This is a genomic window from Azospirillum sp. TSO22-1, from assembly GCF_003116015.1.
GTDB lineage: Bacteria > Pseudomonadota > Alphaproteobacteria > Azospirillales > Azospirillaceae > Azospirillum.
In genome coordinates, this window is sequence record NZ_LGQZ01000052.1 from 1 (window position 1) to 17,016 (window position 17,016).

Genomic DNA, 17,016 nt, shown 5'->3' on the forward strand with positions numbered 1-17,016 from the left:
TTGCCGCTGCCGGCCAGCGCCAGCGTCGTCACGCTGTTGCTGTTGGTGCCGAGCGCGACCGCGCCGCCGACGCTGAGCCGCAGGTTGGTCGCCGTGATGGCGCCGCCACCGGACTGCGCCACGCCGCTGCCGCTCAGCAGGCTGAGCGTCGCGGCGTTGGCCGGCGACACCGCGGCGCTGACGCTGATCGCCCCGGCGCCGCTGTCGCCGATGCGCAGGGTGCCGGCGGTGACGCGGTCCAGCTCGGTGTCGGACAGCTCCAGCGCCGAGGCCGCATCCGTCGCCGAGCCCAGGTCGATGGCGCGGCCGGCGGTCTTCGACTGCAACGTCACCGTCTGGCCGCTGGCGCTCAGCGCCGAGCCGAGCGCCATGCGGTCGGCGCTCAGCGTCGTCGTACCGCCGGCCGTCACCGCCTGCGAGGTGGTCAGCGTCGTGTCCACCGAACCCAGGCTCAGCGTCAGCGCGTCGGTGGTCGTCAGCCCGGTGGTGTTGACCGTGCCCACCGTCAGGCTGGTGGAATCGGTGAGATTCACCATCCCGGTGCTGCCGGCCAGCGTGGTGACGGCGTTGCCGGCGTTGGTCAGCGTGTACGTTGCACCGCTGCCCAGCAGTTCCAGGCCGCCCGCGGTGATCGCCGCGCTCTGGCTCACCGCGCCCGTGGTGTTGAGCGTCAGGTTTTTCGAGCCGACCGACAGGGCGCCGCCGATGCTGATGCCGGCGCTGCCGCTGCCGGGGTTGCGCAACGTGGCGTTGGTGGAGAAGGTGTAGGGGCTGACGGTGATGGCGCCGGTGCCGTCGCTGCGCCCGATGATCAGGTTGCTCGCCGTGGACGCCACCGCGTCCAGGATGCCGGTGGTCAGCGCCAGCGTCCCGCCGGTGCCGGCGACCGAGATGCTGTCGGAGGCGGCGTAGGGCTGGAACGTCACCGTACCGGTGCTGGCGAGGCTGCCGCCGACGACCAGGCTGTTGCCGGTCAGCGTCAGGCCGCCGGTGGTGCTGAGCGTGCCGTTCAGCGTCTGCGTGCCGGCGGCGCTGATGTCGATGTTCGGCGCGGTGACGGTGATGCCGGCGCCCTGAGTGTAGGTGCCACCCGTGACCATCGACAGCGTCGTGGCGTTGGCCGGCGACAGGTCGGCGCTGACGGTGATCGCACTGGTTCCGGCGCCGTTGCCGATGCGCAGGGTGCCGGCGGTGATCCGATCCAGCTCGGCGTCCGACAGCTCCAGCGCCGCGGCGGCGTCGGTGGTCGAGCCGAGGATGATGGCGCGGCTGCCGGAGCGCGGACGGATCGCCACGAGGCCCGTCGAGGACACGGCGCCGCCGTCCAGGCTGAGCGTGTCGGCGTTGATGGTGACGGTGCCGCTGGTGCCGTTGCCGATCTTGTTGGCGGTGCCGGTGCTGTTGTTGGAGTAGTCGAGGCTGCCCGTGCCGCCGGTCGCCGTCAGCGTCACGCCGCCGCTGGTGGAGCCGATGGTGAAGTCGTCGTACTGGACGATGCCCCAGTTGCTGGCGCCGCTGGCGCCGCCGCCGACGCCGGTCAGCGCGATGGCGCCGGTGGTCGAGGCGATGCTCTTGGTCGCGGAGCGGCCGTTCAGCTCGACCCCATAAGCGTCGGTGGTGCCGCCCGCCGACGCCGTGCCGGTCAGCGTGATGGACCCGCTCTGGCTGGAGAGGTTGCCGGACTGCGAGCGGATGCCGACCGCGTACTGGCCGGCGGCGCCCGACGCGGCGGTGCCGGTGATGGTGAGGGCGCCGCTGACGGTGCTGACGGTCTGCGTGCTGCTGTCGGCGCTGTCGCCCAGGTTGACGCCGCGCAGCCCGCTGAAGGCGCCGGTGCCGCTGGTGCCGGTGATGGTGACGGCGCCGGTGCCGGACGTGGTCACCGTGCTGCCGCCGATCAGGTTGACGCCCGCCGCGTTCGCCGCGTCGGCGCCGGTGCCGCGCAGCACGATGCCGCCGCCGCCGGCGTTCAGCGTGGCGCCGTCCAGCTGGATGCCGTCGACCCGCCCGGCCAGCCCGCGCGCCGCGCCGGTCAGCCGGCCGGAGACGTCGGTGGCGCTGCCGCCAGCGATCTCGATGGTGCCGCCGTTGCTTGCCACTGTCGTGCCGCTGCCGAGCGTGGCGGCGCCCTGGCCGTCGGCGTCGCGGTCGGGGTTGATGGTGATGTTGAAGAGGTTCGACGCGCCGCTGGCGAGCTGGATGTCCGCCCCGCCGCTGGTGATGACCGAGCCGTCGGCGCGCAGGGCGGCGCTGACCGCGGTTGAGCCGGACTTCTGGATGGACTGCGCCACCGTCAGGTCGCCGCCGACGGCGTACAGCGTCAGCCCGCCCGACACCGTCAGCCCCACCGTGTTGGCGGTGCCCACGGTGAAGGAGCCGTTGTTGCCGAACGTCACCGTCCCGGTGTCGCCGGCCAGCGTGGTCACCGTGTTGCCGGCGTTGGTCAGCGTGTGCGTGCCGCCGGCGCCCAGCAGTTCCAGCCCGGCGGCGGTGATCGCCGCGCTCTGCGTCACCGTGCCGCCGGTGGCGCTCAGCGTCAGGCGGTTGGCGCCCGCCGACACCGCGTTGCCGATGGCGATGCTGCCGGTGCCGGTGCGCAGCGTGGTGTTGCGGGTGAAGGTGGTGGCGGCCGCCACCGAGACCGCGCCGGTGCCGTCGCTGCGCCCGATGACCAGGCTGGGTACCGACGCGTCGACCGCGCTGAGAATGCTCGGGGTGATCTCCAGCCCCGTGCCGGTGCCGTTGACGACGACGTTGGTCCCAGCGCTGTAGGGCTGCAGCGTCACCGCTCCGCCGCTGGTCAGGCTGTTGGCGCCGCCGCCCAGCGTCAGCGAATCCGCGCTCAGCGTGATGCCGGCGGGGCCGGCCAGCGCGCCGCCGATGCTGAGCGTCGGCGCCGCCAGCGTCAGCGCCTGCCCGCTGTCGACCGAGACCGTGCCGGTGGCGCTCAGCGTGCCGCCGGTGGTGAGGCTGAGCGGCAGGCTGTAGCTGAGCCCGCTGCCGATGGCGATGCCGCCGGTGCCCGACGCGTTGTTGTAGTTGACTTGGGTGAAGTTGCTGAGCTTCGCCAGGATGCCGGTCAGGTCCAGCTCGCCCGCGTTGGCGGTGCCGGACACGCGGGCGGTCTTGGTGGTGTCGTACGGCTTCAGCGTGAGGGTGCCGCTCTGGCCGTCGAGGGTGTTGGTGGACGAGAAGCCGTTCGCCGTCAGTGTGACGCCGGCGCCCGAGGCCATGGACACGGTGTTGGTGAAGCCGATGGTGCCGCTGGTGCTGATGCCGGCGCCCGAGTTGAGCGTCATCGGCTGGGTGAAGGTGACGTCGTTGAGCAGCGACAGCTGGCCACCCAGCCGGTAGGTGCCGGTGTGCCCGGCGGTGCTGTTGAAGGTCAGGCTGCCGGCTCCGAGCGCGATGTTGCCGTTGAGCGTGACGCCGTCGTCGCCGGCCTTGACCGTCAGGTTGCCGCCGTTGGTGGCGATGGCGACCGAGGTGGTGAAGCCGCCGCCGCCCGCCTGGTCACCGTCGGCGTCGATGTCGATGGTGCCGCCGCTGGTGGTCAGCGTGCCGGACAGCGCCACGCCGTCGGCGCCGCGCAGCGTGATGTTGCCGCTGCCGGTTTGCAGGACGCCGATGTTCTGAAGCTTGCCGCTGTAGTTGGTGACGCTGTCGTACCCCGCCTCCATGGTGATGGAGCCGGTGCCGCTGGCGATGATGGCGTTGGCGGTGTTGGCGAAGGAGATGGTGCCGTTGTTGGTCACCAGCTTCAGGCTGACGCCGCTCTGCAGGTTGATCTGCCCGTCGCCGCCGGACGCCGTCAGGTCGGCGACGGTGATGCCGTCGGCGGCGGTGAGGATGATGGTGCCGCTGCCGATCGCCTCCAGCGCCGCGGCCGAGATGGTCTCGTCGGCCAGAACCAGCACGCTCGGCAGGCTGCCGTCCTTGGAACCGGTGCCGTTGGCGATGGTGATGGTCTCAGGGTCGAGGAACACGGTGCCGGCCAGCCCGTGCGGCGCCTCCACCGAGGCCAGTCCGTGGAAGCCCAGCCCCTGCCGGCCCGACACCTCGATGAAGCCGCCGTCGCCGCCCAGCACGCCGCCCCTGGCGCTGATGCTGCCGGCGAAGGCGGTGCGGCCGTCCGACCAGACGATGGCCTTGCCGCCGCTGCCCTGTTCTGTGGCGTCGGCGGCGATGACGGCGCCGGGCTCGACGATGGTTTCCCTGGCCGGCGGCACCGGCTTGCGCGCCGGGCGGACGTTGAGGGCGGCCAGCTGCTGCGGCGTCGCCCGGCCGCCCAGGTAGTCGCCGCCGACCAGCGCCTCGCCACCGCCGACCCGGCCGGAGACGTCGATGCGGGCACCGGCCTTCACCTCCACCCGCTCGCCGGTCACCACGGCGGTGCCGCCCCGGGCACCCGGCGCCGCGCCGGTGGCGTCGAGGGTGCCGGAGACGGCCACCGTGCCGGCGTCGCCGCCGGACAGGATGATCTCGCCGTCCTTCTCCTCGACCGTGCGGGCCTGGACGATGCCGCTCATGTCGATGACGCGGTCGACCACGCCCTTGGCGGCGGCGGCGGTCATCCGCACCCGGCCGCCGTCGGCGAAGACGCGGCCCTCGTTCTTGACCAGCGCGTCCGCCGGCTTGCCGTCCTTGGACTTCGGGCGGGTGGTGACGGGCGCGTCGGTGGCGAGGTTGATGCGCTGATCGCCGTAGAGGTCGACCACGAACTTGCGGCCCGAGGCCAGCGTCACCTCGCCCAGGCGCGCGGTGATGGTGCCGGTGTTGGCGACGCCGGGGGCGACCAGCGCCACCAGCCCGGCCTCGGCCGCGGTGATGGTGCCGTGGTTTTCGACCATGGCGGCGTTGTCCGCCGCCCCTTCGAAGCGGTGGCGGCCGGCCATGAAATCGTCGTTGCGGATGTCGTGCGTGGTGGCGACCAGCCCGGCGACGTCAATCTGCGCGTTGCGGCCGAAGACGATGCCGTTCGGGTTGACCAGCCAGACCTGCCCGTTGGCGCTCAGCCGCCCGAGGATCTCCGACGGGTTGCCGCCGATCACGCGGTTGAGCGCGATGGAGCCGGCCGAGGGCTGTTCGAAACGGGTGAGTTCGCGCTCGCCGACGCTGAAGTCGCGCCATTCGATGATCGCTTTGTCGGTGGCCTGGCGGACGGTCAGCGTACCGGGTGCGGGCTCGGAAATGCTGGCCGAACCGCCGACCACCGTGCCGCCGCGCGGGTTCGCCGCCGCGGTTCCCGGCCACGCCATGGCGCCGGTCAGCGCCGTGGTCGCCGCCAGGAACCAGCGCAATGCATGCTTCGGTTGTGGGACCGTCCGCCGCACAGCCACGTTTCGCCCAGGTTCGCCTCAGTGGTGGTACCACTTAGGGTAACAGCCGTTTCAACGGCTTGCCAGCGTAGTCGAATAAAATTGTATGCGAATGGTGGCGTTGTCACACGGCGATTGGAAAATCGGACGGAATCGAGTGGATTGCGTCGGGAACGAGCGCCGCCGGACCGTGGCCGATTTGATGACCGCACTTTGAATGAGCGCAGCGGGTCCTGAGGATACGGCTGTCAATCGTTCAGTCGGGAGGCGCTCCGCTAAAAGCATGATTCTGGCGCACGACACAAGCGTTGGATTTTGGAAACACTCCACTGCAACACGCAACGGAATACGGACCAGCCGCGACGCCAACCCTTTTTTTTCAACCTTTGCAAAAGCGAGACCCGATCCGAAAACTACCTTTTGCTGAAAAATACGCACGTTGCAAATGAACTTTCATATTTTGAATTACCATGCCTACCCTGCCCCTATGCCAACTCTGGCCAACGCTCCTTCCACCGTTCGTTTTGGTGCGCGAGAATCTTCCTATGCCGACTCCTGGACTCATCGCCGTGATCATAGAAGATGACCCGTTGGTCCTTCGCGCGTTGGAGGTGTATCTCGAGACGCTTGGCTTCCTCGTCATATCGGTTGCGGACCCCAGGCAATTCCTCAAGGAAGTGCCCGGGATGAAATGCCGGATCGATCTCCTGATCACGACCTCGCGGCCCGACAACGCAACGCCGTACGAGGATCTGGTCGGCGCGGTCCGCCGGAATTTCGGAGACGTTCCCAGCATCGTCCTGACGGGAGACACGTCAGCGCCGGCGCGCCAACGGGCGCAAGCGGCCGGATGCCATTACATCAGCAAGCCGGTGAGCCCCAAAGCGCTCTCCGACGTCATCCAAGCCCTCACGGACCGTCACGCGTCCGATCCGTCGGACAATTCGTAGAGTCCCGCACGCGGAGGCGCGCGTCATTCCTCCGGCAGGCGCCGGCTGATGCGGTCGAGGTGCATGAGGTTCAGCATCGGCACGGTGACGTGCGCGTGCTCCCGCACCGCCTTCAGCGCCGAAGAGAGCCCGTCGCGGTCGGCGGCCAGCGCGATCAGGCGTTCGGCCAGCGCCACGGCGTTCTTCTGCAGGCTCTGCTCCAACTGCACGAACGTCGCCGGGCGGCCGATGCCGAGGCGGCTGGAGAACTCGTAGAGGAAACCCAACTGGTGCACCGTCGCCCCGAACACCGAGGCCGAGACGTCGGCGCGCCCCACCGACTTCATGGCGACCTTCCACAGCATCGCCGACAGCTCCGCCAGCACCGCGCCGAAGCCGCTCAGCGCCTCCTCGTCATAGGGGGCGACGAACTTGGTGCGCTCCTCCTCCTGGTCGCGCAGCGCGTCGAGCAGGCGGGTGGCGACGGCCAGCAGCCCCTCCACCTGCGACACCACCGCCATGGTGTCGTACAGCGTCAGCAGGTCGGGCTTGGAGAGGAAGGCACGGATCGTCTCGCCGGAGCGTTTCAGGGTCAGCCGGCTCAAGCGCCGCGAATGCTCGGACAGCAGCTTGAGCGCCGCCCGGCGCTCCAGAATCTCCAGGATCCAGCGCACCCCCTCGATGCGCATCACGTCCAGCGAGATGGTCGGCAGGTCCGGGTAGTCCGGCGTGTCGAGCAGGCTGCGCAGGTGGTCGGTGGACTGGCAGGCGCGCTCGGCGAGGACGCGGGCGACCTTGTCGATGGCGGCGGCGAGCGGCGTGCCGGGCCGGCCGCGGCGCCGGGACAGCCGGCCCAGCGCGTCGGCGGTGGCGATGGCGTTGGGCGGGGCCAAGGTGGGATCGACCAGCACGTCCACCAGATGCCGGCACAGCACCGGGGCGGTGGCGTGCTCCAGCTCCGGGCTGAACTGCGTCCACAGATGGCCGCGCACGTGCTCGGCCGGGTAGGCCTCCAGCACCGAGCGCGGCAGTGGCGGGTGGCCGTCGCCCTTGAGGTGGCGCGAGGCGCGGCGGCGGGCGGCCTCCGCGTCGTCGGGGCCGATGGCCTCGTCGATGGCGACGATGGTCGCGATGGCCTCGGCCGGGGTGAAGACCGGCGGGGGCGGCGGCGCGGCGGAAGGGGCGCTCACGGCGGCACCGCCAGGGCGAGGTGGACGAGGTTGCGCCCGCCTTCACGGCGGTAGGTGGCGCGGTCCATCGAGCGCTGCACCAGATAGACGCCCAGGCCGCCGATGGGGCGCGTGTCGACGTCGCTGTCCAAGTCGGGCGGCGGCGCCTCGGTGAAGGGGTCGAAGGCGGCGGCGTCGTCCTCCACCTCGGCGCGGATCTCGCGCCCGTCGGCCTCCAGCCGGACGCGGATGGCGTGGCGGCCGCCGTCGGGGTAGCCGTAGGTGACGGTGTTGGTGATCAGCTCGTCGAAGCAGAGGTTGAGCTTGAACGCGACCTCCGGCGGCAGCCCGGCGTCGGCGACGAAGCCGTCCACTGCGCCGGCCAGCCGCTCCAGCTCGGCGACGTCGTTGTCCAGCACCACTTCGAGCCGCGTGCCCATGGGGGCCGTCCTCCATGCCGCCGGGCCGCGCCGCCGCGCGTCAGGCGGCCAGCGCCGCCACGGCCGCCGGGCCGTCCGGGTAGATCTCGAACAGCGAGGAGAAGCCCGAGAGGTCGAACACCTCGCGGATCGGCGGGGCCATCGCCGCCAGCGCGATGCGGCCCCCGGCCGGGCGCGCCTTCTTCGCCGCCACCAGCAGCGCGCGCAGCCCCGCGGAGCTGATGTAGCCGAGCTGCGCCATGTCGACCACCACCCGGTTGCCGGTGCCGACGGCGGCGACCAGCCGCTTCTCGAACTCGCCCGCCGTGGCGCTGTCGATGCGGCCCGACGGCTTGAGGACGGCGACGCCGCCGGTCTGCTCTTCGGTGATGTCCATGCTCTCCCCCGCACACCTTGTGCTTGCGTTTATACCATGGCCGCCGCGTCGCACACCGGGTTTTCCGCCGCGGTCGCCACCCCGCGCCAGCGGATCACCAGCCCGGTGATGTCGTCGGACTGCGGCGCCCCGGCGACGAAGCGGTGCAGGTGGTCCAGCACGCCGTCCAGCCGCTCCGGCGCGCCCATGCCCGGGTCGAGCGCCGCCATGGTCGCCACCAGCCGCTCGTCGCCGAACATGCCGCCGTCGGCGTCGAACGCCTCGGTGACGCCGTCGGTGAACAGCAGCACCGAATCACCCTCGGCCAGGGTGATCGCGCGCTCGCCGAAGGGCATGTCCGGCATGGCGGCCAGCGCGATGCCCGGCGTGTTCTCCAGCGCCGTCACCGTGCCCGCCCGATCGATGCGCAGCGGCGGGTTGTGGCCGCCGTTGGAGTAGGCCAGCACGCCGGTGCGCAGGTCCAGCTCGCCGTAGAAGACGGTGACGAACATCGACTGCTCGTTCTCGGCGGCCAGCAGGTTGTTGACGCGGCGCATGGTCTCGGCGGGGCCGACGCCGGACTCGGCGATGGCGCGCAGCATGGTGCGGGTGATCAGCATGAAGAAGGCGGCGGGGATGCCCTTGCCCGACACGTCGGCGATGGTCACCGCCACGCGGTCCTCGCTGATCGGGAAGAAGTCGTAGAAGTCGCCGCCCACTTCCTTGGCCGGCTGCATGCGCGCGGCGATGTCCAGCTGCGGCAGCTCGGGGAAAACCTGCGGCAGGATGGTCAGCTGCATGGTCCGCGCGATCTCCAGCTCCTGCTGGAGGGTGATGAGGCGGCGCTTGTCCTCCAGCGCCTCGCGCAGGTCGCGGACCAGCTGCACCAGCTGCACCTGCTGGGTGCCGACGCGGGTGGCGAGCCGGCTGAAGCCCAGGGCCAGCAGACCCAGCTCATCGTTCACCGCCTTCGACTGCGCGGTGCCGGGGTCGTGCGTCTCCAGCTCGATCTGCCGCAGGTCGTCGAGCAGGGCGGTGCGCGCCTCCTCCTCCAGCGTCGAGGCGAGCGCCTCCATCTGGCGGCGGATGAAGCGCTGCTGGCGGCGCAGGCGGCGGTCGCGCTGGCCGGCGGCGCGCTCGATGTCGCGCATGACGCCGCGGAACACCTCCACCGCGCGGGCGATGCGGCCGATCTCGTCGTTGCCGGCCGGCAGCTCGACATAGCCGGTGGAGCGCCCCTGCGACAGGTCGAGCAGCGCCTTCACCGCCACGTCCAGCGTCGCGAAGGACGAGCGCAGGTAGGCCAGCAGCAGCGCCAGCGCGGTCAGCAGCACCAGCGCGATGGCGGCGGCGTAGCCGGCCGTCCACAGCGCCCGCTCCTCCGCCGCGCGGGTCACGTCGGCGGCAACCAGCACCGTCGCCACCCGCCCGCCCGCCAGATCGGCCACCGGCAGGCTGGCCAGCGCGTAGGCGTGCCCGGCGTCGGCGAAGTCGGTCACCGCGCGCGCCGCCGGCTGCACCAGGGGGCGCACCACGCTCCACAGCGGGTCGGTCTGCCCGCCGATGGGCGCGCCCTCGCGGTCCACCGCGAACACCCGCCCACCGGCGGTGCGCCGCAGCGCGTCGAGCGCCGAGGGCAGCCCGACACCGGCCACCGCGGCGCCGGACACGCCCGGCCCGGCGTAGACCGGTGCGCCCGACACCACCACCAGCCGGTCGCCGGCCAGCCGCACGCCGCCGGGCAGGCGCTGCCCGGCCAGCAGCGCGTCGAGCGGCGCGCGCCCGACCAGCGGCGCCGGCTCCGGTGCGAGGTCGGAGCTGTAGAGCAGTTCGCCGTTGCCGGCGAACAGGTTGAGGTCGGTCAGGCCGGGCGGCAGCGCCTCCAGCCGCCGGGCCAGCGCGCCGCGCCCGCCCGAGGCCAGCGCCTGTGCCACCTCCGGGTCGGCGGCGATGCGGCCGAGGCCCTGATCGGCCTGTGCCGCGGCGTCGGCCACGGCGAGCTGCCACGCGGTCTCCAGCCGGGCAAGTTCGAGATCGCGGGCGTGGCGGTCGGCGGCGTCCTCGCGCAGGCCGGCCATGCCGAGCAGCAGCGCGGCGACCGTGGCGACGGTGGCGACGACGAACAGGATGATGCGGGTCTGCAGCAGCATTGGGCGCCCCCTCACGGCTTCCGGACGAGGGGAAGCACGGCGGGCAGCGCCGCCGCCGCCAGCACCGCTGCCTCGACCGCACCACCGGAGCCGGGGCCGGTCGTGCCGCGCGCGGCGCTCCACAGCAGGGCGGCCACCACACCGGTCAGGATCGGGCGCAGAATGGACGGTGCATCCTCCCCCGCCGCGCGGGCGTAGCGTACCGCCACCGCCAGCCCGACGGCGCCGGCCGCGCCCACCATCGGCCCGGCGCCGAGCAGCGCGGCGGCGCCGAGCGCGACGGCGGCCAGCGCGGTGTCGATGCGGGTCCAGGACGACGGCACGAACCAGCCGACGGTGAAGCCGAACAGCACGGCCAGCCCGGTCGCGGCGTCGAGGCCACCCAGGCAGCCGCTCACCATCGCGGCGGACAGCAGCACGGCATAGGCACGGGCGTCGCCGGGGCGCGCGTCGGCGACGCGGCGGGGCGCCGTGGCGGTGCCGTCGCCCAGCCGCTCCAGCGCGCGGGCGCGGGTCTGCTCGACCTGGTCGGCAATGCTGGGATCGAAGACGGCGCCGCGCACCTCCTCGGCGTGGGCGGCGAAGCGGGCGCGGCGTTCGTGCAGGTGGAACACCGCGGCGTTGAAGGCGAGCAGCGCACGCCCGATCTGGTCGCGCGGCCGGCGGCCGAGCAGCGTGCCGAAGTCGCCGGTCGCACCCGCGGCCAGCGCGCGTTCCAGCCGGTCGAGCGGTGCCCGCACCGCCGCCTGCACCAGCGCCCCGGCCAGCTCCGCCACCAGCAGCAGCAGGGCCGCGGCGCCCAGCACGATGCCCGTCAGCTCCCCGACGATCTGCGCGCGCGCCGCGCCCGCGTCGACCGCCACGAGCAGGTGCCCGATGACGGCGGAACCAGCGTGCAGCGGCAAGCGAACGGCGCTCGGCCCCTCCGCCGTGCCGGGGCCGGCGGCGTGCAGGGTGCGGCCGTCGGCGGCGGTGACGGCGAGGCGGTGCAGGTCGGGGTTGCGCTCGGCGATGCCCAGGAGGTAGGCGGTCATCCCCTCGACGCGGTCGAGCGGGATGCCGTGGTCGAGCGCCCGGTGCAGGTCGCGCTGCACGGCGTGGCCGACCGCCGTCGCCTTGGCGAGCCGCGCCTCGGCCAGCTGCTCCTCGGCGGCGAGCGTGCCGAGCACGCCGACCCCGGCCATGGCGAGCAGCGCCGCGCCGACGGCGGCGGCGGCGATGCCCAGCGTGAAGCGGCGGGTGGGGACGATCGCGGTCATGCCATCTCATCCAGGCGGGAGACGTCCCGTTCCGCCTCGGCCAGCAGCGTGAGACGCGCGCGTACCGCGCCGGCGAAGGCGGGCAGCGGCGCGTCGGGCACGTCCCCCGAGGCGTAAGGATCGGCGTCCCGGGTCAGCGTTTCCAAGATCCCGGCGACCGCCTCGACCGAACGGCGCGGTCCGCGCAGCAGGCCCAGCCCGGCGATGCCGGCCAGCAGGATCACCGGCACCGCGAGCAGCAGGCCGCCGATGCCGAGCTTGAGGGCGAAGGTGCGCGTCGGCTCCGCCGCCACGTCGCCGGGCACGCGCAGCACGATCTGGCCGGCGGTGGTGTCGAAGCTGGTGGTCAGGCCGATGCCGTACAGCCACTCGCCGCCGCGCTCCGCCGCCCACACCGCGCCGGGCTCGGCGGCGGGCAGGCCGGCGAGGCGCTCGCCGACCTCCACGGGGCTGCTGGAGAACACCACCGCGCCCTCCTCGTCGAGCACGGCGACCGACAGCACGGCCGGCATGGCGCCCCGCGCTCCGTCGAGCAGCGGCTGCACCTGCGGCAGCTCGGCGAGCGCCAGACCGAGGTTCAGGCGGGTCTCCAGCGCCGTCTTGATCTCGCCCAGCACGAAGCCGGCGTGCGAGGCCACCGCCGCGTGCAGGCGGCGGTGCTGCCCCTGCGTCCACAGCGCCGTGGCCGCCAGCGTGGAGGCGAGCACCACCACCGCCAGGAAGGCCGCCAGACGCGCCGGGAATCCCATCGCCGCCATACCGCCTCCGTCACACCGCCGCAGCGCGGGCGCGGCCGAACAGCGCGAACCAGCGCCCACCCTGGTCCAGGCGGCACCACACCTGCTCGCCGCGGGCGAACAGGTCGCCGCGGCCGACGATCTCCTCCACCGGCACCAGCGAGGCGGTCGCGGGGTCGAACACCGGCTGCGCCAGCGCGTCGCGGTGCACCAGCAGGCGCAGCAGGCTGCCGCCCCCCTTGGCGCCGACATCGATCAGCCGCTTCGGGTAGACGCCGTGCACGGCGAGGTGGCCCCAGCTGCGGTGGTTGCGCGGGCTGACCGTGGTCAGGGAGTGGCGGCGGCCGATGCGGTCGGCGACGGCGATCCGCCAGTCGATCATCCGGTGGTGCAGGCCGCGCCCGCGCAGCGCCGGGTCGACCATGGCCGAGGACAGGTGCGCCACCAGCGGCAATTCCGCCTCCGGCAGCGGCAGGTCGCGCCCGCGATTGTGGTCCCCCGGCCCCGGCAGGCCGAGCGCGCCGTAGGCCACCAGTTCGCTGCCCAGGAAGAGGCCGACGGTGACGCCCTTGGTGTTGAGGTGGTCGAGGACGAAATCGCCGACCTCGCCGGCCACGCGGTAGTGGTCGGGGTCGTCCAGCGTCTCGATCACCCGGCGGCGCAGTGCCCGCATGGCGTCGGCGTCGGCCGGGTCCAGCATGCGCGCGGCGAGGCCGGGCGGCAGGGTTCGCGCCAGCTCGGCGACGAGGCCGCCGGCCGCATCCAGCGCTTCCGGCACGCCGCCGGCGGTGGGGCGGGACAGGGTGCCCAGGGTCATGAACCGACAACCTCCGCGAGATTGAGCAGGCCGATGGGCGGATAGAACTCCAGCTCGCGGGCGACCGGCATGTTGATGAGGACCGAGAAGCGTTTCAGCGTCTCCACCGGGATCACCGCGGGGGAGGTGCCGTCCATCAGGATCTGCGCCGCCTTGAAGGCGGTGAAGCGGCCGATGCCGTAGCTGCTGCTGGCCAGCGCCAGCAGCGCCTTGTCGGAGCGCACGATCAGCTCGGTCGCCGAGAAGGTCGGCAGGCGGTGGCGCAGTGCCTCGGCAGCGACGATCGAGCGGTTGTGGAAGGCGATCAGCGTGTCGGGGCCGATGTACAGCATCTCCGCCCCGCGCCTGGCCAGCCGGGCGATCATCGCCGGCAGCTCGCCGGCCAGCGGCTCGCCGGAGGCGCCGAGCGGCACCGGCTCCTCCAGCAGTTCGATGCCGCGCGGCGGCGCCTCGGCGCGCAGGCCCTCCAGGGTGAGGATGGAGTTGCGCTCCTGCGGGTTGTAGGCGACGCCCAGGCGGCGGATCGGCCGATAGGCGAGGATGGTGCTGAGCTGCACCGGGATCGGCGCGATGTGCACGGTGCCGGTGACGTTGCGGCCGGGCTTGGCGAGGTCCGGCACGATGCGCGCGTCCACCGGGGCGGCGACGAAGGTGAACACCACCGGGATATCGGTGACGTAGCGCGCCGGGTCGGGCGCGTCGTAGGGGCCGACGATGGCGCGGGTCTGCGGCGTGCCCCAGCTATAGATCAGGTCGGGGCGGGTGGCGCGGATCTCCTGCACGATGGCCGGCAGCTTGGCCGGGTCGCCGCCGGTGTCACGGATCGTGTACTCCACCTTCAGTCCGCGCCGGGCCAGGTAGTCCTTGAAGCCGGCCTCGTTGTCGCTCTCGCCGCGGCCCAGCACCATGGTGATGCGGAAGGTCTTGTTCGGCGCCGCGCGCGCCGGCAGGGCGCAGGCGAGCGGCGAGGCCGCGGCCCCAATGGCAGACAGCTTGAGGAGGGTTCGCCGGTCGATGCGCATCAGGCCTCCTGCGTGCGGGAAAGGGGGGCGGCGGGGTGCCTGTGCGCGGATGCCGCGCGGTCGGCCAGCCAGAACAGCACGGCGCTGACGCCGCAGAGAAGGCCGACCGCCAGCATCGCCTCGCGGTACGACCAGACGATGGCGGCCCACAACGCAACGACCGGGCCGAGCGCGGCGCCCAGCCGCTCGATCAGCCGGTACCAGCCGATGGCCGCAGTCTCCGGCAGGCCGCCGTCGCGGGCGATCTGCGAGACCAGGGTGAGCTGCGGCGCGCCGACCAGCGCCTGGAACAGGCCGAACAGCCCGATGCCCAGGGGAGCGGCCCACCAGGCACCGCTCAACAGCAGCGGCAGGCAGCTGACCAGCGTGCCGACGCCGCCCAGGGCGATGAAGCCGCGCCGCGCCTGCCAGCGGTCGGACAGGCTGGCGGCCAGCGGCGAGACCAGCACGAAGGCGACGAAGTACATCATCTGCACCCGCCCGACCTCGGTCTTGGACGCGCCGTCGGACGTGAGCAGCAGCGGCACGAGGCAGAACAGGAAGGCCGTGGCGGCGATCTTGGTCGGCACCGCGCTGAACAGCATCAGCGAGGCGAAGCGCGGCGTGCGCAGCAGCGGCCAGCCGGCCGACAGCGGCGCGCGGTTGCCCGCCGTCGCCGGCACCCCGGCGCGCTTCAGCAACGCCGTCACCGTCAACCCGGAGCCGAGCGCCAGCGCCGAGCCGACCAGGAACGTCGCCTCGATTCCCACCTGATCGGCGATGATGCCGCCGGTGACCGGCCCGCACACGCCGGCCGCCAGCAGCGCGCCGATGTACATCGCCATGCCGCCGGCGCGGTTCTTCAGCGTGGTGTGGTCGACCACGATGCCCTGCGCGGTGATCAGCACCAGCCCGTAGCCGAGCGCGGTCAGGCAGCGCCACAGCAGCAGCTCGCCCAGCGAGCCCGCCGTGGCGGTCAGCGCCAGGGAGACGGAGCCGAGCAGCGCGCCGGCCAGGAAGGCGCGCCCGCGCCCCCAGCGTTCCGACATCCGGGCGCCGCCCGGCTGCGACATCGCCCAGATCAGCATGAACAGCGTGATCGGCAGCCCGACCACGAGGTCCGGCGTCAGCCACGGCACGGCCGGCGCGAAGGACTTGGAATAGGCCGGCAGGAAGGGCCGCGACAGCTCCTCCGACAGGCAGAACAGGAACACCGGCAGCCGCAGGTAGACGAGGTTGAACGGCCGCATCGGCGACGCCCCAGGCTCGCGGAAGCGGAAGCGCGCCAGCAGGGCCTGTGCGCGCTCGCGGCGCGGGTCGGCGGGATCGAGCGCGCCCAGGCGGGCGGTCAGGGCGGCGTGGCGCTCGTTCAAGGCGTCGAGGGTGCGGCGGAAGGCGCCGGTGGTCTCCGCCACCTCCGGCGTGCCGCCCTCGGGCGGGGCGGCGCGCAGGTCGCCCTCGGCGGCGCGCTCCACCAACGCGCGCAGCGCCAACACCCGGCCCATGGCGAGGTGCACCACCAGCAGCAGGATCTCGAAGATCAGCAGCACCGCCACCAGCACCACCGACAGCACGTCGAGCATCAGCCCGGTCGACGCCTTGGCGAGATACGCAGCATCGACGCCGACGTGCAGCCAGCCGGTCCTGAGCGGCAACGCCATGTCGACGAAGCCGGCGGCGAGCCGCCCCTCGACGCGGTCGGCCGCCACCCCGGAGACGCGCGCCGCGACCGGCCGGCCGGAGGAGGCGAGCACCCGCCCCTGCGGGTCGCTGGCGGCGAGGTAGGCGATGTCGGCGTGGCGCTGCTCCTCCTCCTGGAACAGCCGATCCAGCCCGGGCATGCGGTCGAGCGGGATGCCGTAGCCGAGCCCCCGGTCGATCTGCGCCGCCAGCTGGGTTCCGACCATGTCGGCCTTGCGCGCCAGCTCCGGCTGGAACACCGCGTCGAAACGGCTCAGCGTCAGCCAGGAGGCGCCGCCCGCCGCCAGCAGCAGCACCGCCACGGTGACCACGGTCAGCCGCAGCACCAGGGCGCGGATCGGGTCGCCGGTCATGATGCGGGGGTCCCGGCAAGGTCGCGGTCGATGTCGTCCAGCACCCGCTCAGCCTCGGCGGTGTGGTCGTGCAACTGGCGCAGCAGGGTGTCGCGCAGCACGCCGACGGCGCCCGCGTCGTCCAGCGCGCCCTCGCCACCGCCGACGCGCACCGTGGCGAACACCGCCGCCAGCGCGCCAAGCCCGGCCGCCGCCACCAGCGCCAGCGTGCCGCCGACCAGCCCGGCGCGGATGGCGTCGATCTTCCCGCGCAGCTCAACCAGCGAGGCGCGCATCACCACCGCGCCGACCACCTGCCCGAAGCTGTTGCGCAGGTCGGCACCGAGCAGCAGCGTGTCGCCCGCGATGCGCCGCCGCACGGCCGTGCCGCCGTCGGAGCCGATCTCCCGGGCCGCGGGCGAGGGATGGCCGATGGCGGCGCGATCGGCGGCGAAGAGGACGGTGCCGCGCTCATCCACCACCTCGACCCCGAGAATCCCGGATCCGGCTGCGGCGCGGTCGGCCAGCGCCTGCACGTCCATCAACTCGGACAGGTCGAGGCCGAGGGTGAGACCCAGTTCCACATGACGGCGCAGTTCGTCGGCGGCGACGGCGAGACGCGAGCCGGTGACGTCGCGCAGCGTGCGCTCGAAGTTGAGGTTGGCGAGCACGACGGACAGCAGCACCGCCAGCGCAACGCTGGCGGCGATCACCCCACCCGTCCGTACCGCGAGCGCCGCTCCGCGCACCATGCCTCCCCCGGACCAAGCCGTTAGGGTGCAAAGCTTAGTGCATTCAATGCTTCGTT

12 protein-coding genes are annotated in these 17,016 nt (G+C 72.9%); 1 reads left to right on the forward strand and 11 read right to left on the reverse strand.

All coding sequences use genetic code 11. The features are described 5' to 3' along the window. The coding region (locus tag TSO221_RS14210; protein ID WP_109119163.1) for a filamentous hemagglutinin N-terminal domain-containing protein at positions 1-5,300 on the reverse strand (5,300 nt) is incomplete at its 3' end. Between the two features lie 563 nt (positions 5,301-5,863). Between TSO221_RS14210 and TSO221_RS14215 the strand changes: the two genes are divergently transcribed. Then, complete coding sequence (locus TSO221_RS14215; protein ID WP_158284093.1) at positions 5,864-6,268, forward strand: response regulator; 405 nt, start codon at positions 5,864-5,866, stop codon at positions 6,266-6,268. A gap of 23 nt (positions 6,269-6,291) precedes the next feature. On the opposite strand, the gene TSO221_RS14220 is transcribed toward TSO221_RS14215, so the two are convergent. The 10 genes from TSO221_RS14220 to TSO221_RS14265 are packed head-to-tail and all read right to left on the reverse strand — an operon-like array spanning position 6,292 to position 16,960. Further along, positions 6,292-7,437: a hypothetical protein gene (locus TSO221_RS14220; protein WP_109119165.1), complete on the reverse strand. Its 1,146-nt coding sequence runs from the start codon at positions 7,435-7,437 to the stop codon at positions 6,292-6,294. Further along, positions 7,434-7,856, reverse strand: a complete 423-nt coding sequence (locus TSO221_RS14225; protein WP_109119166.1) for an ATP-binding protein — start codon at positions 7,854-7,856, stop codon at positions 7,434-7,436. Before TSO221_RS14225 ends, TSO221_RS14220 begins: the two co-directional genes overlap by 4 nt. Before the next feature lie 40 nt (positions 7,857-7,896). Continuing rightward, positions 7,897-8,232, reverse strand: a complete 336-nt coding sequence (locus TSO221_RS14230) for an STAS domain-containing protein (RefSeq protein WP_109119167.1) — start codon at positions 8,230-8,232, stop codon at positions 7,897-7,899. Between the two features lie 29 nt (positions 8,233-8,261). Continuing rightward, positions 8,262-10,361 (reverse strand): PP2C family protein-serine/threonine phosphatase, encoded by a 2,100-nt coding sequence (locus TSO221_RS14235; RefSeq protein ID WP_109119168.1) that lies wholly within the window; start codon positions 10,359-10,361, stop codon positions 8,262-8,264. A gap of 11 nt (positions 10,362-10,372) precedes the next feature. Further along, positions 10,373-11,620, reverse strand: a complete 1,248-nt coding sequence (locus TSO221_RS14240) for a hypothetical protein (RefSeq protein WP_247878050.1) — start codon at positions 11,618-11,620, stop codon at positions 10,373-10,375. Next, complete coding sequence (locus tag TSO221_RS14245) at positions 11,617-12,378, reverse strand: hypothetical protein (RefSeq protein WP_109119169.1); 762 nt, start codon at positions 12,376-12,378, stop codon at positions 11,617-11,619. Before TSO221_RS14245 ends, TSO221_RS14240 begins: the two co-directional genes overlap by 4 nt. A 10-nt stretch (positions 12,379-12,388) precedes the next feature. Further along, a complete protein-coding gene (locus TSO221_RS14250) occupies positions 12,389-13,174 on the reverse strand; it encodes a GNAT family N-acetyltransferase (RefSeq protein ID WP_109119170.1) in 786 nt (261 codons plus the stop codon). Then, a complete protein-coding gene (locus TSO221_RS14255) occupies positions 13,171-14,196 on the reverse strand; it encodes an ABC transporter substrate-binding protein (protein ID WP_109119171.1) in 1,026 nt (341 codons plus the stop codon). The genes TSO221_RS14250 and TSO221_RS14255 overlap by 4 nt, the downstream gene beginning before the upstream one ends. Further along, positions 14,196-16,229, reverse strand: a complete 2,034-nt coding sequence (locus TSO221_RS14260) for an MFS transporter (protein ID WP_109119172.1) — start codon at positions 16,227-16,229, stop codon at positions 14,196-14,198. The genes TSO221_RS14255 and TSO221_RS14260 overlap by 1 nt, the downstream gene beginning before the upstream one ends. Further along, complete coding sequence (locus TSO221_RS14265; protein WP_109119173.1) at positions 16,226-16,960, reverse strand: hypothetical protein; 735 nt, start codon at positions 16,958-16,960, stop codon at positions 16,226-16,228. Before TSO221_RS14265 ends, TSO221_RS14260 begins: the two co-directional genes overlap by 4 nt. Positions 16,961-17,016: the final 56 nt, after the last annotated feature.

What these genes read in the sequence shown, in the direction of transcription:
- TSO221_RS14260 (WP_109119172.1), bottom strand. Translation starts at nt 16,229, where the DNA reads ATGACCGGCGACCCGATCCGCGCCCTGGTGCTGCGGCTGACCGTGGTC.
- TSO221_RS14215 (WP_158284093.1), top strand. Translation starts at nt 5,864, where the DNA reads ATGCCGACTCCTGGACTCATCGCCGTGATCATAGAAGATGACCCGTTG.
- TSO221_RS14265 (WP_109119173.1), bottom strand. Translation starts at nt 16,960, where the DNA reads ATGGTGCGCGGAGCGGCGCTCGCGGTACGGACGGGTGGGGTGATCGCC.
- TSO221_RS14250 (WP_109119170.1), bottom strand. Translation starts at nt 13,174, where the DNA reads ATGACCCTGGGCACCCTGTCCCGCCCCACCGCCGGCGGCGTGCCGGAA.
- TSO221_RS14235 (WP_109119168.1), bottom strand. Translation starts at nt 10,361, where the DNA reads ATGCTGCTGCAGACCCGCATCATCCTGTTCGTCGTCGCCACCGTCGCC.
- TSO221_RS14225 (WP_109119166.1), bottom strand. Translation starts at nt 7,856, where the DNA reads ATGGGCACGCGGCTCGAAGTGGTGCTGGACAACGACGTCGCCGAGCTG.
- TSO221_RS14255 (WP_109119171.1), bottom strand. Translation starts at nt 14,196, where the DNA reads ATGCGCATCGACCGGCGAACCCTCCTCAAGCTGTCTGCCATTGGGGCC.
- TSO221_RS14240 (WP_247878050.1), bottom strand. Translation starts at nt 11,620, where the DNA reads ATGACCGCGATCGTCCCCACCCGCCGCTTCACGCTGGGCATCGCCGCC.
- TSO221_RS14230 (WP_109119167.1), bottom strand. Translation starts at nt 8,232, where the DNA reads ATGGACATCACCGAAGAGCAGACCGGCGGCGTCGCCGTCCTCAAGCCG.
- TSO221_RS14245 (WP_109119169.1), bottom strand. Translation starts at nt 12,378, where the DNA reads ATGGCGGCGATGGGATTCCCGGCGCGTCTGGCGGCCTTCCTGGCGGTG.